The 26,109-nt window shown below is 42.4% G+C and carries 21 protein-coding genes and 1 pseudogene; 5 read left to right on the top strand and 17 right to left on the bottom strand.

Features of this window, described 5'->3' with window-relative positions; all coding sequences use genetic code 11:
- Positions 1-2 precede the first annotated feature (2 nt).
- Entirely contained in the window at positions 3-1,109 is a 1,107-nt protein-coding gene (locus TAO_RS06000; protein WP_096527068.1) for a DegT/DnrJ/EryC1/StrS family aminotransferase, read from the top strand.
- A complete protein-coding gene (gene lpxB, locus TAO_RS05995; RefSeq protein ID WP_096527067.1) occupies positions 1,096-2,241 on the top strand; it encodes a lipid-A-disaccharide synthase in 1,146 nt (381 codons plus the stop codon). Before TAO_RS06000 ends, lpxB begins: the two co-directional genes overlap by 14 nt.
- A gap of 15 nt (positions 2,242-2,256) precedes the next feature.
- Here lpxB and lpxA read toward each other — a convergent pair whose 3' ends face one another.
- The 8 genes from lpxA to ispH all read right to left on the bottom strand — a co-directional run bounded on the left by lpxA (position 2,257) and on the right by ispH (position 11,569).
- Positions 2,257-3,027: an acyl-ACP--UDP-N-acetylglucosamine O-acyltransferase gene (gene lpxA / locus TAO_RS05990; protein WP_096527066.1), complete on the bottom strand. Its 771-nt coding sequence runs from the start codon at positions 3,025-3,027 to the stop codon at positions 2,257-2,259.
- Between the two features lie 89 nt (positions 3,028-3,116).
- A complete protein-coding gene (smbP, locus tag TAO_RS05985) occupies positions 3,117-3,467 on the bottom strand; it encodes a small metal-binding protein SmbP (protein WP_096527065.1) in 351 nt (116 codons plus the stop codon).
- A 321-nt stretch (positions 3,468-3,788) separates the two neighbouring features.
- Positions 3,789-4,580 (bottom strand): hydroxyacylglutathione hydrolase, encoded by a 792-nt coding sequence (locus TAO_RS05980; protein ID WP_096527064.1) that lies wholly within the window; start codon positions 4,578-4,580, stop codon positions 3,789-3,791.
- Between the two features lie 20 nt (positions 4,581-4,600).
- Positions 4,601-5,749: a (E)-4-hydroxy-3-methylbut-2-enyl-diphosphate synthase gene (ispG, locus tag TAO_RS05975; protein WP_096527063.1), complete on the bottom strand. Its 1,149-nt coding sequence runs from the start codon at positions 5,747-5,749 to the stop codon at positions 4,601-4,603.
- Positions 5,750-5,811: 62 nt separating this feature from the next.
- Complete coding sequence (locus TAO_RS05970; RefSeq protein ID WP_096527062.1) at positions 5,812-8,466, bottom strand: MMPL family transporter; 2,655 nt, start codon at positions 8,464-8,466, stop codon at positions 5,812-5,814.
- Between the two features lie 43 nt (positions 8,467-8,509).
- Entirely contained in the window at positions 8,510-9,151 is a 642-nt protein-coding gene (locus TAO_RS05965) for an HpnM family protein (RefSeq protein ID WP_096527061.1), read from the bottom strand.
- Between the two features lie 297 nt (positions 9,152-9,448).
- On the bottom strand, positions 9,449-10,573 hold the full coding sequence (hpnH, locus tag TAO_RS05960) for an adenosyl-hopene transferase HpnH (protein ID WP_231910604.1): 1,125 nt from the start codon (positions 10,571-10,573) through the stop codon (positions 9,449-9,451).
- 33 nt (positions 10,574-10,606) lie between these two features.
- A complete protein-coding gene (ispH, locus tag TAO_RS05955; RefSeq protein ID WP_096527060.1) occupies positions 10,607-11,569 on the bottom strand; it encodes a 4-hydroxy-3-methylbut-2-enyl diphosphate reductase in 963 nt (320 codons plus the stop codon).
- A gap of 326 nt (positions 11,570-11,895) precedes the next feature.
- Between ispH and dxs the strand changes: the two genes are divergently transcribed.
- The 3 genes from dxs (at position 11,896) to metE (ending at position 18,722) form a co-directional block, all read left to right on the top strand.
- Positions 11,896-13,818 carry a 1-deoxy-D-xylulose-5-phosphate synthase gene (dxs, locus tag TAO_RS05950; protein ID WP_096527059.1) on the top strand — a complete coding sequence of 641 codons (1,923 nt, stop codon included), beginning with the start codon at positions 11,896-11,898 and terminating at the stop codon, positions 13,816-13,818.
- A 324-nt stretch (positions 13,819-14,142) separates the two neighbouring features.
- Positions 14,143-16,278: a glycogen debranching protein GlgX gene (glgX, locus tag TAO_RS05945; RefSeq protein ID WP_096527058.1), complete on the top strand. Its 2,136-nt coding sequence runs from the start codon at positions 14,143-14,145 to the stop codon at positions 16,276-16,278.
- A 170-nt stretch (positions 16,279-16,448) separates the two neighbouring features.
- Complete coding sequence (gene metE / locus TAO_RS05940) at positions 16,449-18,722, top strand: 5-methyltetrahydropteroyltriglutamate--homocysteine S-methyltransferase (RefSeq protein ID WP_096527057.1); 2,274 nt, start codon at positions 16,449-16,451, stop codon at positions 18,720-18,722.
- A gap of 58 nt (positions 18,723-18,780) precedes the next feature.
- On the opposite strand, the gene TAO_RS05935 is transcribed toward metE, so the two are convergent.
- From TAO_RS05935 to msrA, 9 genes and pseudogenes are all read right to left on the bottom strand, one after another.
- Complete coding sequence (locus tag TAO_RS05935; protein WP_096527056.1) at positions 18,781-19,794, bottom strand: biotin/lipoyl-binding protein; 1,014 nt, start codon at positions 19,792-19,794, stop codon at positions 18,781-18,783.
- Positions 19,795-19,801: 7 nt separating this feature from the next.
- Positions 19,802-20,002: a DUF1656 domain-containing protein gene (locus TAO_RS05930; protein ID WP_096527055.1), complete on the bottom strand. Its 201-nt coding sequence runs from the start codon at positions 20,000-20,002 to the stop codon at positions 19,802-19,804.
- Entirely contained in the window at positions 19,992-22,136 is a 2,145-nt protein-coding gene (locus TAO_RS05925; RefSeq protein WP_096527054.1) for an FUSC family protein, read from the bottom strand. The genes TAO_RS05930 and TAO_RS05925 overlap by 11 nt, the downstream gene beginning before the upstream one ends.
- A gap of 79 nt (positions 22,137-22,215) precedes the next feature.
- The gene (gene ttcA / locus TAO_RS05920; RefSeq protein ID WP_096527053.1) at positions 22,216-23,109 is read right to left on the bottom strand and encodes a tRNA 2-thiocytidine(32) synthetase TtcA; all 894 of its coding nucleotides are present in this window, start codon (positions 23,107-23,109) and stop codon (positions 22,216-22,218) included.
- A 159-nt stretch (positions 23,110-23,268) separates the two neighbouring features.
- Positions 23,269-23,510: pseudogene (locus TAO_RS05915) on the bottom strand (ISL3 family transposase); the annotation flags it as partial.
- A 157-nt stretch (positions 23,511-23,667) separates the two neighbouring features.
- Entirely contained in the window at positions 23,668-23,964 is a 297-nt protein-coding gene (locus tag TAO_RS09770; RefSeq protein WP_231910603.1) for a GNAT family N-acetyltransferase, read from the bottom strand.
- 379 nt (positions 23,965-24,343) lie between these two features.
- Entirely contained in the window at positions 24,344-24,928 is a 585-nt protein-coding gene (gene rlmM, locus TAO_RS09930; RefSeq protein WP_231910663.1) for a 23S rRNA (cytidine(2498)-2'-O)-methyltransferase RlmM, read from the bottom strand.
- Between the two features lie 29 nt (positions 24,929-24,957).
- Entirely contained in the window at positions 24,958-25,413 is a 456-nt protein-coding gene (locus TAO_RS09925; protein ID WP_231910602.1) for a P-loop NTPase family protein, read from the bottom strand.
- A 22-nt stretch (positions 25,414-25,435) separates the two neighbouring features.
- Entirely contained in the window at positions 25,436-26,065 is a 630-nt protein-coding gene (gene msrA / locus TAO_RS05900) for a peptide-methionine (S)-S-oxide reductase MsrA (protein ID WP_096527776.1), read from the bottom strand.
- Positions 26,066-26,109 lie beyond the last annotated feature (44 nt).

Here is a 26,109-nt window from a genome sequence, read left to right as displayed (position 1 = left end):
TTATGCTGCCAATGGTGGACTTGAAGGTGCAGTATCAAACGCTCAAAGCGGAGATAGATGAGGCTTTAGCGCAGGCACTGATAGAGAGTCAATTTATTCTTGGCCCTAATGTAAAAGCATTTGAAGAAGAGGTTGCCACCTATCTAGGGGTAACTCACACTGTGGGTGTTGCCTCGGGGACCGATGCGCTTCATCTGGCTTTAATTGCGGCTGGGATTGGAGAGGGGGATGAAGTAATCACTACGCCGTTTACTTTCATTGCAACAGCTGAGGCTATTTGCTACGTGGGTGCTCATCCTGTGTTTGTCGATATTGATGAAAAAACATTTAATATTGATACTAGGCAAGTAGAGGCAGCTATTACCCCAAAAACTCGCGCTATTCTCCCAGTGCACCTGTTTGGCCAGGGGGCTGATATGTCTGATTTAGAGGCTATTGCAGCTAAGCATAATCTGTTGATTATTGAAGATTGCGCTCAATCTTTCGGGGCGGAAATTTCTGACCGTAAGGCAGGTGCGCTAGGATTTGCCGGTTGCTTTAGTTTTTTTCCTAGTAAAAACTTAGGCTGCTATGGTGATGGTGGATTGATTGCTACCTCCTCTGATCAAGCAGCCGCTCACCTTCGAGTATTGCGTGATCATGGAAGCTGGAAACGTTATCATCATTCGGAGCTTGGCTTTAATAGCCGCTTAGATGAGTTACAGGCGGTTATTTTACGAATAAAACTTAAATATATTGATAAATATAATCGGGCACGGCAGCGTATTGCCCAGCGCTATAGCGCAGCGCTTGCAGAATTACCCAATTGTATCCCTCCCTACGAAGAGAAAGATAGAACGCACGTCTACCATCAATATACTGTATTATCCCCCTACCGAGATGAGATCATATCAGCTTTAGCCGCAAACAAGATTGCCTCTGCGATTTATTACCCAATTCCGCTCCATAGACAAGTTGTTTTTCAGCAAGAATGTGCTGGCGTAAACCTCCCAGTAAGTGAGCAGGTAGCCGCTCAATGTTTTTCACTACCTATTTTTCCTGAGATGAGCGATCAGCAGGTAGATCGAGTGCTTGAGGTTATTCGGAGTACCTTACTTGGTAAGGTGTGAGCCCTTAGTCGCTATTGTAGCGGGTGAGGCTTCAGGGGATCAGCATGGAGCTTATTTGATTCGTGAGGTTAATAAGCTTGCTCCTAATGTGCGCTTTTGTGGTATTGCAGGGCCTAATATGCGGGCAGCCGGAGTAACAGAGGTATTATTTGATTCCTCTCAGCTTGCGGTGATGGGGTTAGTAGAGGTAATAGCACATTTTAAAACGATATATAGTGCATTAGAAAAAATGCGTCGTTTTCTTCAGGAAAGACGGCCTGATCTGCTAATTTTAGTGGATTACCCAGAGTTTAATCTTAGGTTAGCTAAAACAGCGAAAGGGCTTGGAATTAAAGTGTTGTATTACATTAGCCCTCAAGTATGGGCTTGGCGACAGTATCGGATACATAAAATTAGTCGATTAGTAGATATGATGGCAGTTATCTTGCCATTTGAGGTGTCATTTTATGAAAAGGCTGGTGTTCCGGTTCGTTTTGTAGGCCATCCATTACAGCATGGGGTTAAAAGTAAGCTTAGCCGTGATGAAGCGTTGATTAAGTTTGGTTTTAATCCGGGTTGTAAATCATTGGGCTTATTACCGGGAAGTCGCCGTAGCGAAATAAAACGATTGCTACCTATACTGCTTGATACTGCAGAAAAGATTTATTTGCAGGAGCCTGAAATTCAATACTTACTGCCAGTAGCCCCTATGTTAACTGAAGCGGATATAGTCCCTTTTTTAGTAGGTCGTAAGCTTCCTTTAAAGGTGATTTCTGGTTGCTCTTATGACGTGATGGCAGCCTGTGATGTGATGATAGCGGCATCAGGTACCGTCACCTTGGAAGCAGCCTTAATGGAAGTGCCCTTAGTCGTGGTTTATAAGCTGAAATTTCTCAGCTATTGGGTAGGACGTTTATTAGTTAAAGTTAACCATATTGCGCTCTGTAATATTATTGCAAATGAGGGTATTGCTCCAGAGCTTATCCAGCAGGATGCCTCGCCAGAACGGATAACTCAAGAGGCTCTAAGCTTGTTGCGAGATAAAAAGCAAGCCCAGAGGGTACGGCAAAAATTTCAGGTGATCAAGGATAAATTAGGGGCGAGTGCTGAAATGACCATAGCTGAGCTTACTATAGCTATGTTGGCTCAGTAAAAACCAATGTATGTTTTATTTACCTAATTTTTCAGTAGCAAAGCGATGGAGTCCGCGTTTTGATTTTACTGCAAGCCAGTTTTTAAGGTAGGAGATCTCGGGGGTTTCGGCTAAGCTACTTAAATCTGAGCCGTTACGAAGATACCAGAAAGCTTGCTCTAAAGTTCGGTAGCGTTCCCCATTAATTCCCGCTCGACGTAATCCTATGGTATTTAGACGATAATGGCGGACAGGGTGCCCGCCAACAATGGTATAGGGTAGTACATCTTGTCCTACAGATCCGTTTCCTTGAACCATGGCATAAGCACCGATTCGACAGTGCTGATGTACTACTGCTGATCCACCTAGGATCGCTTTATCACCTACTTCTACGTGTCCTCCAAGTAGAACGTTATTGGTGAGAATAACGTGATGGCCGATAATACAATCATGAGCCACATGGGCGTAGGCCATAAAATAGCAGTTACAGCTTATTTCGGTAGGGTGATTTAGTTTCGTTGAGCGATGAATAGTAACACCTTCTCGCAAGATATTATTATTACCGATGTAGACCCAAGTTTCGATATTGTTAAAGGAGAGATCTTGAGGGGTATCCCCAATAACAACATGGGCGTGAATTTTATTTTGATATCCTAATCGTACAAAAGGGTGGATAACGACATGAGGCCCAATAGTAGTCTCTGCCCCAATGCTAACCGGGGAATGGATAATTGTATAAGGCCCAACCGTAACGTTTTCCCCTAACTCTGCCTCAGGGGCAATAATTGCGGTGGGGTGTATCCGCATCTTTACCACGGCATTATAACTAGGAAGGCTGGGCAGAGAGATTTTATATCCCTACCCAGCCAGCCGTCAGTTGCTATTTGTTTATGATTTTACTTATCTTCAGCCGCTTTTAAATGGGTTATTCCTTCATTCGTATGTTGGGTAGCAACATCTGCGTGTCCTGCTTCACCCTGCTTAACTCCTTCTTTAAGGTGAGTGATAGCTTCATCTAAATGTTGTTTTTCTGTGCCTTTGGCCTTTTTATCAGCTGCTTCAGCATGCTTTAAAGCTGCTTTGTCATGTTCCACTAAAACTTTTGCGTGCCCTGCTTTTCCGTGAGTAGCAGCATCCTCAGCATGCTTAATGGCCTCATCTATATGTCCCCCAGCGTAAGCAACCATGCTGCCTCCAGCAAAGGTTAATGCGCTGATGACTAATGCTGCAGTTAAGTTATGTTTCATTTTTTTTCTCCGTTTATTAGGTTATGTAGAATAGCCAGCTAAAGTGAAGCAAGGTAAGTTCTTTCATTTTTAAAGCTATTTCTTTTTCTTTAGCTGGAGGTGGTGACGGTAAATCCATATTAATACCGTGCTCTGTTGTATCGGTAGGGATCTTTATAACGCCAGCGTATTTTACTTTCCATTCTACCTACGCATTGCAGATTTGTGATGTAATAGGATATCCGTTTTATCCTATCAGGAATATATGCTAAGTAAAAGTATTCCTTCAATCCTTATTCAAAATTTTAGCTAAATAGATAGAGCGCTGTAAAAAAATACTTATTACCATTTGTTTCTAAGCTCCCTTAGTTTAAGAAATACCCATTTAGAATCTATATCATGGCGTGGCTTAGGAAAACTTTCATTCAATTTAGCAATTATTGTTGGACTGTATAGGCGCAAGAAAGTATTGATTTTTTTTTCTAGAGCAAGAGTTGAGATGAAAGCGTGGTTTGGATCTTGGGCTATAATTTTTTGTAGTAGTAATGCGGCCTCTGTGTTATCCGGTTCACGATCTAAGGTAAAATGCAGATTGTTAACTATATACTCATGGCCAGGATAAATTTGGGTCGTCTCAGGAAGCTTTGCAAGTTGATGGGTGAACGTATGATATAAGACAGTTGGATCACCGCCATGGTGACAATTTCCTGCGCCGGCATTAAATAAAGTATCACCACAAAAAAGAGCAGGGAGATCATGATGGGCAAATAAGCATACATGACTCATAGTGTGGCCAGGCGTATCTAATACTTCTAGCTCAACTGTTTTACCTATTCTAATAATATCCCCAGCGCTTAAGCCTTGATCAATGGCGGGTATCTTATTTTTCGCATTTTTATGAGCCAGTAGCTTTGCTTGGGTTTGGGTCATCATCTCGTGGTTGCCCCCCGTATGGTCGCTATGCTCATGAGTATTAAGTATCTGGGTAATTTCCCAGCCGTGATACTTGGCTATCGTGAGACATTTGCTGTGATCAAGGGGATCAATAGCCAGTGCCTCACCTGTTTGCGGGCACGCAATCAAATAATTAAAATTACGGTAACAGTTATCAGTCCAAATTTGCTCAATGAGCATAGGCTAGTGAGGGATTATTATTAAACTAAGACTCTGGATCGCTCGGCAATAATAAGATCAAGCTCTTGTTTCAGGCGAGGTAAAATTTCACTATACCCATAGCTACCTAGGGTTTCGCTCCCCCGCTTAAGATTAACCGCTTTAGGTCCGCACCAAAGACCTAAATCTGCATCGTCAGTCTCTCCAGGCCCATTTACGCGGCAACCCATTACAGCAATGGTAATAGCATAATCGGCAGCATACTCTGTCATGGCTTTTACTTGTTGTGCTAGCTCAATAAATGCTTCGTTTTCTACCCGAGAGCAGCTAGGGCAGCTAATAATATTAAGGGATTTTAAGCCATAGTCGACAACACTGCGTACGCGTCCGGCGGCAATATCGGCAAGGATTTGGCGGCCAGCTTTGATTTCCTCTCCTTTTTGATTAAGGGGTAAGGTAAGTGAAACGCGAATAGTATCACCAATGCCTCGGCTAATAAGCTGCTCGAAGGCAATCCGGGTTTTTATGATTCCTTCTGGAGGCATACCGGCTTCGGTAACACCAAGATGGAGTGGAATATCTGGGCGATCAGCAGCAAAGCGTTTATTAATCTCGATAACTTTACTCGGATCTGAGTCTTTAAGAGAAACACAATATCGGGTGAAGCTAAGACTATCAAGTAATTCACAGTGCTCAAAAGCACTAGCGAGCATAGGTGATATAGAATCATCTACTGCGAATTTAGACGTTTTGCTAGGATCCACTGATCCTCCATTGACTCCAACCCTGATAGCGCAATCATTTTCGCCTGCTACGTCTACGAGGAATTTTACCTTATCCTGCCAAGGTTTTTGTTTCTCATGATGGTAGAGGTGCCCGGGATTATAACGAATCTTATCAACATGAGGGGCGACTGTTTTGGCAAGCCGATAGCTTTCCTGTAGATCCACGGATAGATTAGCTTGGGTTTGCTGTCGAATATCAGCGAGTGCTTCTACGTCTCGTTTAGTATCTACAGCGATACGGATGATATCAGCCCCCGCTTCTACTAAATCATTGACCTGTTTTACGGTGGCTACAATATCTTGTGTGTGGGTAGCGCACATGCTCTGTACTGCTATTGGATTTCCATTACCAATAGTGATATTTCCGATGGAGACAGGACGGGTTGGATTACGCGGAAGTCTCAATGGTTTTTCTCCTTATACTTACTATATTGCGTGGATATTTTAATAATTCTAGCTAGTTCGATCTATAGCCTCTTAGGATTAGTTACAAGTAATCCCGGTAAAATGAGCAGGGTACAGATTAAAGTTAAAATAATACCAATAGCAAGCACCAACCCCATACTGACCATACCTGGGTGAGAGGTAAATATTAGATTGCCAAAGCTAATGGCGGTAATTAGTGTATTAAGGGCTAAAGCGCTAGCGGTGCTGGTTTTGAGGGGGTTACCCGTTTCAGGGGGAGCTTTGCGTATTCTGTGGACCATATAAATACCGCTATCTACGCCTACCCCGAGCAGTAGGGGTAAAGCAATCACATTAGCAAAATTAAAAGAGATATTGAACATAACCATAGTCGCCCCTAGCAATATCCCAGCTAATAGTAAAGGAATTAATACTAATACCATATCTTTTAGACTACGCAGTAGGAATAGTAAAATAATAATAATTACAATTAGCGAATAGGTAAAAGCCTTTTGGAGAGAGGTCACTATCGCCTCACCTGCCTTTAGGTTAATGACTAGAGACCCTGTAGCCTCTGGGGTGATACTATGAATTTCATTCACGAAGCGGCGTAAGGTTTCAGTATCATTAGCATCAAATCCCTTTTTGGGAAAAATTTCAACTCGATAAACACCATTTGAAGCTATCCAACGATCTCGAAGTTCAGCAGGTAAACTATTTAATGTAATAGGCTCTGCTTGCAACGAATTTTGTAGCTGCGTCAGGCTAGTAGGTAAGGTGGAAAATAAGCTACTTTGTAAGGTAAGTAATAGCTGATGCTGCACGCTAAGATCGGTTTGTTTAAGTTGATCATTCAGTTGCTGGAGATCTGCTGCTAGCTGATAGGCTGATAATGAAGGATGCACTGCAGAATTAGCTAGATAGGTATTTAGGGTATGAAGAAACTGATCTAGTGTTGTTTGATACTGCTCATATCCTTCTGGATGAGGAGTGTTTATTATTTGTGACTGTAATAACGACCCTAAAAGCAATGCTAAATCGTCAATAATATTGAGTTTCTTGTTTTGCTGATCTGGGATTAAATCTTGTACAGTTATTACTGTACCTACAGTATCAAGTTGCCGAAATTGATCTGCAAGCCGCTCCGCCGTGTTGCTATCTGGGGCTAGTGCAACGGCGCTCCATGGTGGAATAGCTTCAGTATTAATAAGTTTTTGTAGGGTTAATACGGACTCAGAATGAGGATTACGTAAATTAAGGGGATTATAATCAAAACGGATCTGAGGTAGTAAGAGTAATGTTCCTAATCCTAAAATTAGACTTCCCCAAAGAATACTACGCCTATAATATAGAGGCCAGTTGAGTAAAAAATCAAATTTTCCCTGTTTTTCTTTGGAGTGAGCAGAGGTTGTGGATATGGGCAAGAAACGTAATAAGGCGGGAAGAAGTGTTAGAGTTAGGATTAAGTTAATAATTATTCCAGTGCCGGCAATCAAGCCTAGTTCTGATACTCCAGAGAAATCAGTAGGGATAAACGAATAAAAAGCAACAACAGTGGTTAGAGAGCATAATACGAGCGCCATCCCTATCTCAGAGGCTGCTATACGCAGTGCATCCAGCTTTTTGATTCCATTACGAATGAGTTGATGATAGCGCATACAAAATTGGATATCATACTCAGTCCCTAGCCCAATATAGAGTACAGCAAAGGCAGTTGAGATTACATTAAGGTGGCCTACTCCCAGTGTTGCAAAGCCGGTTGTCAGGATAAGTCCAGTAATGAGGCCTAATAAAATAGCTACTATTAAGGAAATAGAACGTAATCCGATAAAAAGTATAGCGCTAATCATCGCTAATGCCAGTATACCCGCAATACCATTTCCTTTAAGGGCACTTTCTAGTTCCTCATGGGAAAGCGCAACATCCCCTGTGATTTGTACTTTTATTCCATGGGCAGAGTCGAGCTGGAGTTCTTTCGCCAGAGTACGAATGGCTTCAATGGCGGATCCTGCTGGGAGAATTCGGCTAAAATCCATTTGGGGTTGAACGATTAAAAGCTGGCGCTTTCTTATTGATGATGTTGAATCTCTATCTATTAGTTCTTGCCAAGATAGAGGCTGAGGTCGTCCATTGAGAACACTTTCTATAGCTTTACTAATGGGGCTAAAGATAGGCTGTAAAGTAAGCGTTGTTTCCCCACTTTGCTTTGCTTTAATGATATCATTAAGCATTTCCAGCAAACTACTAAGAGTAGGATCTTGGGCTAATCGACCTAAAAACGGTTGTGCTTGGGCTAAGTTATCCGCAATTTCCTCAAGATGAGGGAGATCTAGGTACATTAAACCATTACGATTAAAGAAATCGTTTGTCTCGGGTAAATAAACGCTTTTAAATAAAGTTTGATTTTGCTCTAATTTATGCGCAAGTCGTTTGGCCCCATTTAACGCATACTCAGGAATCTCCCCTTCAATGACAACTACAAGGGTATTTTCGTATTGAGGAAATAACTGAATATAGCGCTTATCACTTTGTCGAAAGGGGAGGTTAGGTGAGAGAATATTTTCGCTGTCAGTATCAACAGTAAGGGTTTCTGCGGTATAAAAAAATGCTCCTCCCGTAATTAATAGGATTATGGTAATGATCCAAGGAGCTAAACGATAGACTGAACTTACATAGTTTGCTAAAAATCTATTTGTAGTTTTACTGGAAGATAGCATTATTACTGCTTTAAAATTTGGCAACAGTTAAATAGTAGCTGTTTTAATTTTGGTGGCGTGCGATTTTCTCTTTAAGCTTAGCTAGTAAGCCATCAAATCCTTCTGCTTTTATGAGCTGATGATACTCAGCCCGTTTCACCGCTAGATCGCTCACTCCATCAGCTACAACATTAACGATTCGCCATTGGTTATTAGATTTACGTAAAGTGTAATTAAAAATTACACTTGAGCCGCTAGAATCGATAAGCTTGCTTTGAACTCGCATACCTCCCCGAAGCAAGGGAGATTCTTCTTCAATAGAAAAACGCTGGCCGCTATAGTCACTAAAGTGGCTGGCATAGTCAGTAATAGATAATTCTTGAAAGGTTTTTATAAATTGCTCACGTTGTTCATGATTAAGATTCTTCCAAGAGGAGCTGAGGGTATAACGGGCAATGAAAGGTAGATCAAATTCTTGGGTAATCACAGGTAGTAGCTGTTGATAGCGGCCTTCAAATCCAAGTTCCTTAGATTTTTTCATGACTGATAAAAGAGCCGTATTTAGGCTCTCGATCGCTGAAGAAGCTGATCTCATTTCCTCGCTGCAATTCTTAGATTGGCATTTTACTGCTAAAGATAAGGAAGGGATTATAGATATAATGCCTATGGATACTATGAGTATGGCTTTAATTAATATTTGTTTCATAAAGCTTTATGTCCTGGCCCTAGGGATCTGTATGCTTAGGTTACACTACAGTGTATTGTGCTGGTTGATTTATCTCTCCAAATAATGAAAGCTGGGTTTTCCATTTATACATATGGAGAATAGAGAGCTGCTGCTGAGGTTGGTCTTTTATTTTCATCTTACGCTTGAGCGTTTATGAATGCTCCAGACGACTATAATTAAATTATCTGGATAAGATTAAAAATATAAATAAAGCACTTATGATGCTACTTACAGAACATCTATCATCTATAAAATAGCGGAAGTCTTGGATCTATTTCACGAAGCTTCTCCGCTTTTGTGATGCAGGTCATCAATGGGTATTGAAACACTAGCTGGCTTTTCTGGATAATTTACTGGAAGTTCAGCTGCTAACGGGCCTTCAAGGCGTGGCCCCTGAAGGAAGACTTTAAATGCTTTTAGAGGATTATCTAAAGTATCATTAACAGCAGTTGCCTCATAGCCGCAATGAGCCATGCAGTTAGCGCATTTAGGGTGATTTCCTGTGCCGTATTTAGCCCAATCAGTCTCTTCCATCAGAGACCTAAAAGTGGGAGCATAATTGCCTTCTGAAAATAGGTAGCACGGGCGCTGCCACCCAAAAATATTGCGTGTGGGATTACCCCAAGGTGTGCACTGGTAGGTTTGATTTCCGGCTAAGAAATCTAAGAACAAACTAGATTGGTTAAAGCGCCATTTATGGCCTTTACCTAAACGAAAAATATCTCGGAATAAACGCTTACTGGTAGCTCGTTGAAGAAAGATATCTTGGCGTGGTGCTCGCTCATAACTATAGCCCGGTGAAATAGTGATTCCTTCTATATCGAGTTCCATGCAGTAGTCAAAGAATTTGGCGACATCTTCCGGCTTTGCTCCTTGAAATAAAGTACAATTTACCGTAACACGAAAACCTCGCTCACGGCATAGTTTAATAGCGGCTACAGCTCGATCAAACACCCCCTCTTGGCAGACAGAGGCATCATGATGCTCTCGGTTACCGTCTAAATGGATGGAAAAAGCAAAATAAGGGGAAGGCGTGTAGTCCTTGATTCTTTTGGAAAGAAGAAGCGCATTGGTGCAAAGATATATAAATTTTTTACGTTTAATGATACCAGCAACAATTTCCGGCATTTCTTTGTGAAGGAGAGGTTCTCCTCCTGGAATAGAAATTACGGGCGCGCCGCACTCATCTACTGCACCCAAGCATTCTTGGACGCTTAAGCGTTTATCTAAAATCTCATCAGGATAGTCGATCTTGCCACAACCTGCGCAGGCTAAGTTACAACGAAAAAGAGGTTCAAGCATTAACACTAGAGGATAACGTTTTTCGCCACTGAGTTTTTTCTCTAAAATGTAGCGGCCGATACGATATTGCTGGAGCAAAGATATACCCAATACACCCATGTTTTGCATTTCCTTTGTTTAATAACCTGACTCTTACTTATTAGCAGAATCTATTGCTTGTTGCTTTAGCTTAGCGCGAAGTAGTGTTGCGGGTAGGCGAAAATTAATAGACTCTTGAACGCCATCTAAATCTCGAACTTCGTCTACTCCATAGCTACGCAATTTATTTAGGACTTCTTGCACGAGTACCTCTGGTGTTGAAGCTCCAGCAGTAATGCCTACCCGTGATTGAGGGGTAAACCAGATTGAATCTAAATCTTGGCTATCTTGGATAAGATAGGCAGTAACACCATTTTGCTCGCCTACTTCCCGCAGTCGGTTAGAATTAGAACTATTACGCGCACCCACTACTAAGAGGATGTCTATCTCTTTACTCATCTCTCGTACTGCGTTTTGGCGATTTTGAGTAGCATAACAGATATCATCGAGTTCCGGCCCATGGATCTTTGGGAAACGTCTCTTAAGTGCATCTACTACGCCACGGGTATCATCGATACTCAGAGTTGTTTGAGTAACGTAAGCCAGCCGTTCTGGATCTTTAACCGCTATTGTTTCGGCCTCTTCTATTGATTCAATAACGTGAACCATTCCATTTACTCGCCCGCGAGTGCCTTCCACTTCTGGATGACCTGCATGGCCGATAATAATTAATTCATCCCCTTGGCGATGGTATTTTTGCGCTTGTAGATGCACTTTTGTAACCAAAGGGCAGGTAGCGTCAATTATATGTAAGCTAGTATTTTTAGCTGACTCTACAATAGTAGTAGAGACCCCATGGGCACTGAAGATAGTGACTGATCCTGAGGGTATAGATCCTAAATCCTCAGTAAATATTACTCCTCGTTGCTTGAGATCTTGAACAACATGCTGATTATGAACAATTTCATGCAGTACATAAATAGGGGCACCATAAATTTCTAGCGCTTGCTCGACTATCTCGATAGCACGAACCACTCCAGCGCAAAAACCCCGGGGTTGAGAGAGGGTAACTTTCATGAATTTAATCCTACTGTTTCTAGTAATGCATAAATTAATGTATTTTAGATTATAATATTAAATAAGTTATGGCTTCAATGAACTTAAAAAAATACAGACTGCACATATTCTTTGCAAGTAAAATTGGTAAAATTCTTATAGTTAGAGATTGTTTCTAGATTTATTCTAGGCTAATTTAATTGCCTTGCTAAAGTAGTGAAGATTAATTATTCCTAATGAACGTTTTAACTGTATATCAAGTATTTCGGTAAATTAAAAAAAATCCTTGTATCCTAGGATGCTGCCTTACATAATTAAAATTTTGTTACTATCTTAATTGATAGATTATGACCTCTACAACTAATTATCCATTATTAGATCGTATTGACTCTCCGGAGGATATACGCTGTTTAACTGAGGCTGAGCTGGCAGTGCTAGCTGAGGAGCTGCGCGCCTTTCTTCTTCATTCTGTTGCTTGTAGTGGAGGGCACTTTGCAGCAGGCTTAGGAGCTATAGAGCTCACTGTTGCGTTGCACTATGTTTTTAATACTCCAGAGGATAGATTGGTATGGGATGTAGGGCATCAAGCTTATCCTCATAAAATTATTACAGGGCGGCGACAGCGGCTGAATACTATCCGCCAATTGGGTGGTTTAGCTCCCTTTCCTTCCCGCGCAGAAAGCCCCTATGACACCTTTGGTGTTGGCCATTCAAGCACCTCAATTGGTGCCGCTCTTGGCATGGCGATTGCTGCTAAGCAGGTGGGAAGCCATCGTAAGGCAGTAGCTATTATTGGTGATGGGGGGATGACGGCAGGAATGGCTTATGAGGCACTCGATCACGCTGGAGCATCTGGAGCTGATTTGCTGGTTATCCTCAATGATAATGAGATGTCTATTTCTCCTAATGTTGGCGCAATATCTAGTTATCTTACTCGACTGCTGACGGGGCGTTTTTACTCTACAGTTCGTGAAGGAAGTAAGAAAGTACTAGAGCATATGCCGCCGCCAATGTGGGAGTTAGCGCGGCGAACAGAGGAGCATGTTAAAGGTATGGTAGTGCCAGGAACCCTATTTGAAGAAATGGGGTTTAATTATTTTGGCCCTATTAGCGGGCATAGTCTCACTTCCTTAGTGAGTACGTTGCATAACTTGTATAAACTAAGTGGCCCTCGACTACTACATATAGTAACCCAGAAGGGTAAAGGTTATACGTTAGCCGAAGAAAATCCGGTAACCTACCATGCTGTAGTCCCTTTTGATCCTAAGGTTGGGATGCAGCAAAGCTCAAAGAAAACCCCATCATCGGTAACATATACACAAGTTTTTAGTCAGTGGTTATGTGATATGGCCGTGCAGGATCCGCATTTAGTTGGGATTACACCTGCTATGCGAGAAGGATCTGGATTAGTAGAGTTTTCTGAACGATTTCCAGGGCGTTATTTTGATGTGGGTATTGCTGAACAACATAGCGTTACTTTAGCGGCGGGTATGGCTTGTGATGGTCTAAAGCCAGTTGTTGCCATTTACTCTACTTTTCTCCAGCGTGCTTATGATCAACTAATCCATGATGTTGCGCTTCAAAATTTACCCGTGCTATTTGCAATAGATCGGGCTGGAGTGGTGGGACCAGATGGCCCAACTCATACCGGTAGCTTTGATTTATCTTACCTTCGTTGTATTCCCAATATGGTAGTGATGACTCCAGCAGATGAAAATGAGTGCCGACAGATGCTCTATACGGGATTTATGCTGGGTCGACCTGCGGCAGTTCGCTATCCACGCGGTAAGGGGATTGGGGTAGCAATTCAGTCTAAAATGACAGCACTACCACTAGGTAAGGCGGAGCTTAAACGATCTGGACAGGGCGTTGCTATCTTTGCTTTTGGAGCTATGTTGTCCCCCGCTTTGGATGCTGCAGAGAAAATGAATGCTACTGTAGTTAATATGCGTTTTGTTAAACCTTTAGATGAAGAAATGGTTTTAGCGATAGCCAAAAATCATGAATTATTGGTGACTGTGGAGGATAATACCATAGCAGGTGGGGCAGGTAGCGCGGTGAGTGAGTGCCTAGCAAAGCATAGAATTTTAGTACCGTTATTTTTACATGGGCTACCCGATTACTTCTTAGAGCATGGATCCCGAGAAGAGTTACTGGCTTATTGTCATTTAGATAGCGAAGGTATTTTTCGAAGCATAGAAAGATACCGATGGCAATTAATTCAATCTAGATCTGGAGTAATTTCTTCTACAATAGGCTCGCATGGTTAGGATTTATCGGCTAAGCGTTCTTAACGGATGACGGTTATTTTTATCACGATATAATTACAACACATAAATTGCAAACTATCTCCTCTAGAGTGATCCTTAATCATAATTTTAGCTTTTTTGGCTTTTAGCATGATTTTTCTTCCGACTAACACCGCCTTTATTTGGTAATTTCTTCATTATTTAATTTTTACGGTCGATAGTACTATTACCCCATTTCCATATGAGATATGAAATTGGAGCGGTGGGTAGTGTTAGTTTTAATTTAGGCTACTTTTTGTTTTATTAAGTAATTTTTAAGCATTTAAGAAAGGTAAGCATAAATTTATGAAAATATGGCCTGGAAAAGCGTATCCGTTAGGAGCAAATTGGGATGGAGCAGGAACTAATTTTGCTTTGTTCTCGGAAAATGCCACTGAAGTTGAGCTCTGTCTTTTCAATGGTTTAGAAGAGACACGGATTAAATTACCCGAAGTCTCTGATTTTTCATGGCATGGGTATTTACCTGGGATAGGGTTAGGGCAACGCTATGGTTTTCGAGTCCATGGCCTCTATGATCCCCCTGCGGGTCATCGCTTTAACCCAGCTAAATTACTACTTGATCCTTATGCTAAGGCTATTGAGGGATCGGTTAAATGGGATGATGCCCTTCATGGCTATTGTGCTGGAGATAATAACGCTGATCTTAGCCAAGATGATCGGGATAGTGCCGTGTTTATGCCTAAATGTGTTGTAGTAGATCCTGCTTTTCACTGGGATGGAGATCAGCAGCTTAGAATCCCTTGGAGCGAGACGATTATCTATGAACTCTCTGTTAAGGGTTTTACTGCCCTTCATCCAGAAATCCCCAAGTATTTACGTGGAACATACGCAGGATTGGCCTCTCCAGCAGCTATTGATTATTTTCTTTCTTTGGGCGTAACTGCTGTTGAGCTAATGCCTATTCATCACCATGTTTCGGAGCGTCACCTCGTTGCTCAAGGATTAAATAATTATTGGGGCTATAATTCTATTGGCTATTTTGCCCCAGATTCCCGTTATGCCAGCAGCTCAGAACCTGGCCATGTGATTGAATTTAAAGCTATGGTCAAAGCATTACATCAAGCTGGAATTGAGGTTATTTTAGATGTGGTTTATAACCATACTGCTGAAGGAAACCAGCTAGGGCCAACGCTTTGTTTTCGAGGGATAGATAATGCAAGTTATTATCGACTACAACCGCACAATCTCCGTTACTATACCGATTATACGGGTTGCGGTAATACCCTGAATATGACCCATCCTCGTGCTCTTCAGCTGCTTATGGATAGCCTCCGTTATTGGATTCTTGAAATGCATGTAGATGGGTTTCGATTCGATTTGGCGGCGGCTCTGGCAAGAGGATTACATGATGTTGATCGACTCGGATCCTTCTTTGACATTATTCATCAAGATCCCGTTATTTCTCAGGTTAAGTTAATTGCTGAGCCTTGGGATTTAGGTGAGGGGGGATATCAAATTGGGAATTTTCCGCCGGGTTGGGCTGAATGGAATGGAAAATATCGAGACTGTGTGCGTGATTATTGGCGTGGGGTAGATCAAACTTTAGGTGAATTAGCGTATCGTTTTACTGGCAGTTCTGATCTCTATGAGAGGAGTGGTCGTCGGCCTTTTGCGAGTATCAATTTTATTACTGCCCATGATGGTTTTACTCTTCATGATTTAGTTTCTTATAACGAGAAACATAATGAGGCGAATGGGGAAAACAACCGAGATGGGGAGAGTTATAATCGCTCTTGGAATTGTGGGGTTGAAGGTTCTACAGAGGATCCTAAAATTAATGAGCTGCGCTCTCGCCAAAAGAGAAATTTTCTAGCCACTTTATTTCTGTCACAAGGGGTGCCGATGCTACTTAGTGGCGATGAGAGAGGTCGTACCCAAAAAGGAAACAATAACGCGTATTGCCAAGATAATGAGATCTCTTGGCTAGATTGGTCTCGTACAGACTGGACGTTATTAGAGTTTACTCAGCAGCTTATACAGTTTCGAAAAAAACATCCCATTTTCCGCCGCCGACATTGGTTCCATGGACGGCCTATCCACGGCAGTAATATTTTTGATATTGAATGGTTTACCGTTAAAGGTAAAGAGATGTCAGAAGAAGATTGGAATACCGGTTATGCCAAATCTTTGGGTGTTTTTTTAAATGGAAAAGGGATAATGGCTACGGATAGGCACGGAGAACGGGTAATTGATGATAGTTTTTACTTACTATTTAATGCTTCTGATAAATACTTAAATTTTACCCTCCCAAAGGAGTGTGGAGGTGAAAAAAGCTGTAACTGGATAAAAGTATTTGATACATCAGTAAAAATTTTTAACACATATAACGTGTTTTCAGAAAAGGGAGATGACTCCTATTTACCTGGGTCGCAAATTAGAGTTGAAGCGCGGTCACTAATTTTACTAGGCCAGGCGAACTAATCGGTTTTAAACGGTGAGATTGGCAATTTATGTTTTTCTATCGTTTTATCTCAGCAGATAGCCCTTAGACAAGCTGCGCAAAGCCGCATATTTTATCTATTATATGCGTGCAGGCAATTGCTGAAGAGGGTCATTTAGTGGTATAGGGTGGATTAAAGAGGAGCTTATTTGTGGTTTTAGCACATAATTTAGGATTTCCCAGAATGGGAGATAAGCGGGAATTAAAATGGGCTTTGGAAGGCTACTGGAAAGGTCAGTTAAGCCAAGAGGAGCTGATAAAAGTAGGCAATGAACTACAAAATCTTCACTGGAAAAGACAGAAAGAGGGGGGGTTAGATTTAATCCCAGTAGGGGATTTTAGCTGGTATGACCATGTGCTGGATATGTCAGTTTTACTCGGAGTTATTCCACCGCGATTTGGCCATACAGGCGGTAATGTGGATTTGAATACCTATTTCCGTATGGCAAGAGGACGTAGTATTCAGGGTAAAGAAGCAGCCGCCTGTGAAATGACTAAATGGTTTAATACGAATTACCATTATATTGTTCCAGAGTTCCAATCTCAGCAAATTTTTTCCTTATCCAGTAACATCTTATTTGAGCGGGTAACTGCTGCTCAAGAACTTGGGATGCCTATGAAACCAGTATTATTAGGACCATTAAGCTTTTTATGGCTGGGTAAAGTTAAAGGCGATGCGTTTGATAAACTCTCTTTACTTGAGGGATTACTACCAGCTTACAGTCAGGTGCTACAGCAGCTTAAAACACAAGGAGTAGAATGGGTTCAAATTGATGAACCCATTTTAGTACTGGATTTACCTCCAGATTGGAAGGCAGCTTTTAAGAAAGCCTATGATTATTTAGCAAATTCAGGGTTAAAGTGTCTTTTAACAACTTATTTTGGTGCCTTGGGCGATAATACTCAGCTAGCTTGTCAGCTACCTACAGCAGGTTTGCATATTGATCTAACTAGCGCCCCTGAGCAGTTAATAAAAGTATTAGATGGGCTTCCTTCGGATAAGATTCTCTCAGTAGGTATTGTTGATGGACGAAACATCTGGCGTAATGATTTAGAAGCTAGCTTGCAGCAGCTTGAGACGGTACATAAGCGTCTAGGCGATCGACTCTGGGTAGCACCTTCCTGCTCTCTACTTCATTGTCCTATGGATTTGACTCTGGAATTAGGTCTAGATAAAGAGTTAAAGTCATGGTTAGCCTTCGCAGTACAAAAAATAGAAGAGGTAGTGGCGTTAAAACAGGCTTTAACAAAAGGGCGGGAAGCAGTGGCTGCAACCTTGAAAGCTTCAGCAGCAGCACAAGCAAGTCGTCGCCAATCAAATCGTACCCATCGACCTGAAGTAAGAACCCGCATAGCCAGTGTAAATGAAAAGCTAGCGCAGCGTTGCCATGATTATTCTACTCGTGCTCAAGCCCAGCGAGAGTATTTAAAATTACCCCTTTACCCGACTACTACGATTGGCTCTTTTCCGCAGACAGCTAATATTCGTAAGGCGCGGCAGGAATTTAAGAAAGGTCAAATTTCTGCACAAGAATATGATGAGCAGATGAAGGCTGAGATCCAGAAAGCCATTCGAGAGCAGGAGAAGTACGGACTAGATGTGCTTGTCCATGGAGAGGCAGAACGCAACGATATGGTGGAATATTTTGGGGAGCAGCTGGAGGGGTTTGCGTTTACTCAAAACGGCTGGGTTCAAAGTTATGGTTCTCGCTGCGTTAAGCCTCCTATTATTTATGGAGATGTGGCTCGAGCACAACCGATGACGGTGGAATGGATTCGTTACGCTCAATCATTGACCGATAAATGGGTGAAAGGGATGCTGACGGGGCCGGTGACTATTTTACAGTGGTCTTTTGTACGAGATGACCAGTCTCGTGCCGATACCTGTCTTCAAATAGCACTGGCGCTTCGGGATGAGGTTCTAGATTTGGAGCAGGCAGGAATTAAAATTATTCAGATTGATGAGCCTGCTTTCCGGGAAGGGTTGCCGTTGCGGCGACTAGAATGGAAGCAATATTTAGACTGGGCAGTTCGCTGTTTTCAAGTGTCCGCTGCTGGAGTAGAGGATGAAACCCAAATCCACACACACATGTGTTACTCGGAGTTTAACGATATTATTGAGGCAATTGCTGCATTGGATGCCGATGTGATTACCATAGAAACCTCTCGATCCGATGGCGAGCTACTAGCAGCCTTTGCGGCTTTTAACTACCCCAACGAGATTGGGCCAGGAGTTTATGATATTCATTCTCCTTCATTACCCACAGTAAACCAGATTGTAGGTCTCATTAAAAAGGCAACCCAATATATTCCTCCTGAGCGGCTTTGGATAAATCCAGACTGTGGTCTTAAAACCCGTGATTGGCCAGAAGTAGAATCTGCACTGTGCACTATGGTAGCAGCAGCACAAAAACTACGGGCTTAGAGTGAGTAGCACAAGGAAGTGCTAAATTTTTCTTGGTAGAAAGAAGGGCAGGGTGATTTCAATTTTGCACCCTCTCATCTTTTATCTTTGGATGAAGTACGACGGTTGCTGTTAGGCCGGCTGCTAGTAACAGATCCGGAGGTACAGTATTATAGTCGATGCTGATACGAACGGGAATCCGTTGCGCTAAACGTACCCAGTTAAAGGTGGGGCTAACATCAGCTAATAGATTTGGCCCCGCTTTATTTTGATTGTCAATGATTCCTCGGGCGATGCTTTCAACGTAGCCCTTAAAACGCGCTCCGTTCATTAGACGGACATTGACTTTGTCACCTATTCTAACGCCAAGTAGTTTGGTTTCTTCGAAATATCCGTAAATCCAAATATTATGGCGACTGATCAGCGCCATATAAGCTTGCCCAGTATGAGCATACTCACCAACGTAGACATCTAGGTTGGTGATATAACCATCTATAGGAGCACGCACTTTGGAGCGTACTAGATCAAGTTTAGCCACCGCAATCGCTACTTGCGCACTCTCCATATCGGCTAACGCCTTGGCTTTGGCCGCTTTAGCTTGGTCATGATCAGCGAGTGTGGCTTGCCATTGGGCATAGGCGGTTTTGGCCATAGCTTCGGTATTAATCTGCTCCTCTTGAGTAGCATACTGATTCATGTCCCGTCGCCGTTTAGATTCTTGATGGCGCATGAGATAGGTAGCTTGAGCAGCAGTAGCGTTAGCCTCCGTAGCTTTGATATCAGCATCGGCTACCGCTATGGCAGCTTTAGCCATATCTAGGTTAGCTTGGGCGTGTTCTAGCGCGTGATGAAATCGTACTGGATCAATTTCAAATAAAAGATCGCCTTGATGTACTTCTTGGTTATCTTTAACACCTACATAGGTAATTAACCCAGATACATCTGGTGCTACTTTTACCACTTCAGCGTGTACCCGAGCATCACGTGTCCAAGGTGAGTACATATAATGATTCCATAGTAATCGCGCGACTACGGCAGCGATGATCACGACTATGGCGGTAATGGAAAACCGAATAGCAGGCACGATTTTCATAGGAATTTTATCGTATCGTTAGTAGGCCGAGTACACTAAAAATAATAGTAAATACGGCCAGACGAAATAGGGGAGGATGCCAGACGTAGTGGTACCAGTGGTAATAACCTGCTAGCCAATCAAGTAGCCATAGTATCAATAAACTGAAAAGGAATATGAGCAATAAACCTGGGATGAGCACTCCGGATAATGATAGTTCAGCCGGCATGAGTAATCTCTTTAGCTGCTTTGGATGTATGTTTAGGTAGATAACTAGCTAGCACCGAATCCTGATCCGTTAAAGCTAGGTGTAATAGATATAGGTATTGGGCTATGTTAGATACATGAGCACTATTGGCCATGCGCAGTGTGCTGGCCACGATTCGTTGGGCATGGAGAAGATACCTAGATTTCGGCGTTTCATATAAGGTCGCTATAGCCGTGATTACTCGATTTAATCGCTGCTGTAGATACTTTGATATCTGTTGTTGGTTAGTACGTAACTCTATAATTATACGGCCAACTTCATGTACGGATAACGCCCAAGCTAAAAAATGCTGGGCTGCCCGGGTGTTTTCCCCAGTATAGAGGATGGCTTGTCGGCATCGATCATGGGTAGCGCTTTCTAGACGGTAGTGGGCGTTTTGCAGTGGTTTGTAGCAAGCCCGTACAACTTCACTGCGTAGTTTGTAAATTAAACGTCGATAGAAAAAATCGCTTTCTGAGGCATTGGTAAATAGAATAAATGCAACATTTACCAGCCCGAGACCAAGTAAGAGCGCAATCGCTTGGTTTATGTATTGAGGCACGTCAAAGTTTTGCGTAAACGCCGGTTCTACTAAGAGAAGGAATGATAAAGCAATGAATGCTCCTAGGCTAGCGAGTGATGGGCGAGTGTAAAGATAAAAAATAGGTATGAGGAAAGGGATCATACCTGCAGTAAGAAGCGTGAATCCATCCATGTGGGATAGTACTAAAAACGTGCATAGGAATGCTAGTAGATTACCAATGATCCATGCTATCCATAGCAGGCCAAGTGCTTTTTTCAGATTAGGCACACTACTAGCCATGAGGGCACAAAGAACACCCGCAATGACTACCATGCCCCCGCCAGATGGCCATGCAGTTAAAATCCAGAACAGGCTACCTACTAATATAGCCCCAGTGCTGAGGGCTGCTGCCAACACTGCACCTAGCCAATCATCACCATGGATGAAGGTGGTTTCTTCAGGATTAAGAGGTATAGGTGAGTTGTTTGGATTAATGAATCCCGTATAGGCATTGGTATAGGTTTCAAGATCATCTACGAAACGCATGATTAATTCAGCTCCAGCGTCGAACTCTAGTTGTTGGCTACCCTGATTTAGCCGTTTTCGTAACTGGACTGCCCGTGCCTTAAGCTGTATGCGGGTAGATTTTAATAAAAAAAGAGGCGTATTTGCCCGTATTACGGGGGCTGCTGCCAGATCTACCTGTGAGGATATCCAGGAAACGCTGGTAAAAAGCTGTGCTACTGCCCCATGTACTTCAGTATTCGCTCGTTGTAACCGATCCATTAAGATCAATAGCATGCAATACGTAGAAGAAACCCTCATAAGACGCTGATTAAGCTGGCGTATATGGGGACTAGCTGCACGTATGTGAGTATCTTCGAACACTGCTGAGCTCAGTAAATTTTCAATCTCAACGGCTTGGCGTCCAAAGTGAAAGTGGGCTTGTTCTAGGTCTAAACGCTTCAGATTGTTGGGTAGACTGTTTTGAACAAAGGTAAAAAATCCAGTGAACTGCTTAAAGATGCTATTTCTAAGGATTTTACTTAACCCTTGAGGCAGAATAGCGTCCGTAACTACAGCCGTAACTAGAATGCCTAGCAGAACTGTGATCGTGCGCATTACTGCCGAATCAAAAATACCCAATGGGTTATCTACCACTGGAATAATAACGATAGCGGTAGTATAGCCAGCAAGTACAAATCCATAGGATTTAAAATTACGTAATAATGCTGCCCCTCCTGCACATAAACCTAGCCATAAAGAGATTCCTCCTAGGAGTAGCTCTCGTTGCTGTGGAAAAGATGCGACTAGGCATACTGCAACCAGCGATCCTATTAACGTACCTATAATTCGGTAAAAGCTTTTGGCCAGTACTAAGCCACTTTTCGGGTTGATGACGATAGCGCAGGTGAGCATGGCTGTACCCGGAGCGTCAAGTTCTAAGCGAAAAGCGATCCAGCCACTGGCCATAACAGCTAAACAAGCTTTAAATATAAAGATCCAGTCGTGAATTGAACCACTGAGTGCCTCAGTGAGCGCTTGTCGCCAATAACTTCCTTGTAAGTATGGATTAAGATTAACTGTACTCAAATAGTGTTTTCTATGCCTTTCTTTAAAGCGTGAGAGTTTAAACTATCGATGGTGCGCTTAGAAGTATAGTTATAATTTTTTAGCTTTCTTGATCGCTATAAAATAATGCCGGTGCTATTGAAGAATCTAGCAATAATTCTTCATCAAAGGCTCTATCTCCCTCTGGAAAGGGGGTATTTTGGTACTGAATGTCTTTAAAGTTATATAGGATTGGATCAGCTAGATGGGAGGGCTTAACATTCTGTAAGGCGCGGAACATGGTTTCAAGGCGACCAGGAAACCTTTTATCCCATGTCTGTAGCATCTCTTTAATAGTTTGACGCTGAAGATTAGGCTGAGAGCCGCATAGATTGCAGGGGATAATAGGAAAGTCCTTAATTTTAGCGTAAATCGTTATATCCTTTTCTCGGCAATAAGCAAGGGGGCGGATGACAATATGTTTTCCATTATCGCTTAATAGTTTGGGGGGCATTGCTTTAAGGGTTCCGCCATGAAACATATTCAGAAAGAGAGTTGCTAGGATATCATCTCGATGATGTCCAAGAGCAATTTTAGTAGCGCCTAGTTTTTCAGCAGTACCGTATAAGATTCCCCGTCGTAGACGTGAGCACAAAGAACAGGTAGTTTTCCCTTCGGGAATCACCCGCTTAACGACGCTATAAGTATCCCGTTCGACAATATGATAAGGAACACCTATGGATTCTAAATAATGGGGCAGTAGGTGCTCGGGGAAACCTGGCTGCTTCTGGTCAAGGTTTACGGCAATAAGCTCAAAGCTGATTGGGGCGTGTTTTTTCAGATTAAGTAGTATATCCAGTAAGGTATAACTGTCTTTGCCGCCAGAAAGACAAACCATCATTCGATCTCCATCTTCAATCATATTGAAATCTTCGATCGCTTGACCAACGAGACGGCGTAGCCGCTTCTGGAGCTTGTTGGCATTGTATTGCAGTTTATGGGCTAATCCGTTCACTTGATAACCTTATTCATTTTAGGTAAGCATCATTAGTTTTTTTAAAATTATACGCTAGTTTTTTTGGGTATACGGATTTAATGGTTGGTGTGGCACCTTCATCTCACCAACTTGCTATCACCTTCAGATGGTTGATAGAATCGAGTTCTTCTGCGAAGTCTAGCAAATGGTTTTCTTGTAGAATGGTGAGATTTTTGCAGTCGGGGCCTTCTTTTTGTGCTTTGCGGTGTAGAGCATTTATGCCCTCATTACCTCGAAGGAGTAGCCACGGCCTTCACGGTTCTTGTCCTTGGCCAGTCGGTTTAGGCGTTGGTGATGGGAATGTCCGCCTCTAAGTAGATCATGATCCCTTCGCGCCAGTTACCCACAACCCTGAACAGATCGCTCCAATCTTCCTTTTGGCGGCGAGTAGCCAGCAGATCAAGCAGTGTCTTCTTCTCGATATTGGTCAGGACGCAACTGCTGCCCGCATATATTATTAGGGAATAGATGCATAATCAGCCAAGTGTTAATGATTAGTTTTTGATAGAGCTGAAGACGGATAAATCTTCTGTTTGCCTAAACGTATTGAATCTCGGTTAGCTCCATATGCAGTAGTGGATATGATTTTCCTTGGCCATCCTGATGTGAGCGTCCTACTACACTGAACCCTACATGCTCATAAAATCCTAGGGCCTGAATGTTTTGTTCATTGACATCAACTTTTGTCGCGCCTTGGTTTTTTACTGCGTGCTCAACTAAGAGAGAGCCAACACCTAAACCTCTTGACTCAGGTGAAATGAACAGCATTTCTATATTCCCTTCATGAACTCCGCAAAAGCCCAAAATGTTTCCACTACTATTTTTGGCGCACACTAATTCGACAGTATTGAAATATTTATTCAGGACTAGCGGTCTTAAGGTGGCAATATTTACCTCCTGTAAGAAATCATGGGTAGCTCTAACAGAAGCCTCTCATATTTCTATCAATGATTCATGATCGCTCTTTTGTGCATTCTCAATATTCACATCCATACATCGATAAGACTTACTAGTAAAATATAAAAAGGTTAATACGATATAACAATACCACTAAGAATTAAAAGTCTCATGTTATTACGCCATTAGCACGTGTATACGTTGCATAGCGTACGGGCTCGAACCTCGTCTGCGAGGCTTCACTAGGATTCGCTTCGGTTGTGAATATGGTGCCATTTCTTCCATGTACTTGTTTTTTAGCAGCAATATGGATGATCTATAGGGGCTGCTTGCTAGATAAATAACCCGTAACTTCCTCTCGATCATGATAAAGTTGTTTGAAGACTAACCTATAAGGAATCTTTGTTTTAGCTAAAATTGCTAAGATTAGCGCTTTACATAACTGTATTTCATCATAGCGCTTTTTCATGGGCAATTTTAAATTAAAAATACAATGCTGGCACCATTTCTTGGCTATCCATTGTGCGGCAAGTTGAGCAATACGCCTCGGCTGTTCTACAATATCGCATACCATCCAGTCAACGGGGTGTAGAGGGATATAGCCGAAGGCATCCAGTGTTTGGTGCTTTACTAACCCGGATTCCATTACCATGGGTGCTATGGATCCATTATCCACTGCTATTACTTGGATTCCGCGGCGTACTAATTGCCAAGTCCAGCCACCAGGGGCAGCCCCCAAATCCACCGCTTGCATTCTTGGGCGGAGTGTTTCTTCCCGTTGTTTTGAAGTTAAGAACACATGCCATGCTTCTTCTAGTTTCATTGCGGATCGGCTCGGGGTGTTAGGTGGGCATTTTAGTCGTGGGATGCCCATAAACCAAGGAGAGGAATTAGCAGGAATAGAAATGCCAGGATAAGCTGTAGTTGAGTTTAAAAAAAAACATGAGCGCGAGGAGCCAATTGATTTTCTAGGCTAATCATCTCTTGCTGTTTTAATTCCCAATTCAAAGCTTTTGAAAATTTACGACAAAATCCTAAGAGAGCTTTAGACTCGTTAGTATCAGCAGTTTCTACCCAGATTTCAGAGAATTGATTACTTTGATCCTTTAAGGCGGCCATAATTGGCGTTATTCGATCCGTGATGGGTAGTTCTTTTAACAAGCCAGTAGAGATAAAAAGCTGGCGAGCAAAGATTAGATTCTGGAAGCCTACTTGCTTGGCAAATAACGGTGCGGTATTTGGCTCATATAGTTCAAATACCACATAGGCGGTATCGGGTTTGGCGCGAGCATAGCCGGCTAATTGCTGTTGTGTAGTCCACCCCAGTAACTCTGCTGCGCACTCTCCTTCAAACCCGGATCGGCAATAGGCAATTAGATACTCCATTTTTTGCAGTGATATTTTAAATTTAGCTAGGAAAGCTAATTCCTGTACTCTCTATCCCACAGTATCCATTTTGGTTTTTAGCCAAATACTGCTGATGATAAGATTCTGCATAATAAAACGCTGTTACCGCACGGATTTCGGTGGAGATTGAATTAAGGCCTGCCATTTCTAGTTCTTTTTCGTAGATTCCTTTTGATATTTCTGCTGCTAGGTTTTGTTGGTTATCGTAAGTGTAGATAGCCGATCGGTACTGGGTGCCCACATCATTACCTTGGCGCATCCCTTGAGTAGGGTTATGGGACTCCCAGAAAATTTTGAGTAGCGATTGATAGCTGACGATTTGTGGATTAAAAACGATGAGTACTACTTCAGCGTGCCCCGTCATACCTGTACATACTTCTTGATAGGTAGGATTTGAGGTGTATCCACCCGCATAACCTACCACAGTAATATAAACACCTTTTATAGACCAAAATTTACGTTCTGCCCCCCAAAAACATCCCATTGCAAATAAGGCTCGTTGCATCCCTACGGGAAAAGGAGGCATCAGTGGATGGCCACTGATGTAATGAGGCTCTGATAGGGATAACCTCTCCTTACGGCCTGCTAAAGCCTGCTCAGGAGAAGTAGGCATTTTAGGGAATTTAAACATCATATTAAATCTCCCTTGTAACTGGATCATTCTAAAATGTGAGA

Origin of the sequence: Candidatus Nitrosoglobus terrae (assembly GCF_002356115.1) — a bacterium.
GTDB classification, from domain to species: Bacteria; Pseudomonadota; Gammaproteobacteria; order Nitrosococcales; family Nitrosococcaceae; genus Nitrosoglobus; species Nitrosoglobus terrae.
The sequence above is the reverse complement of the archived record's forward strand: the minus strand, read 5'-3'. Positions and strand labels throughout refer to the sequence as shown.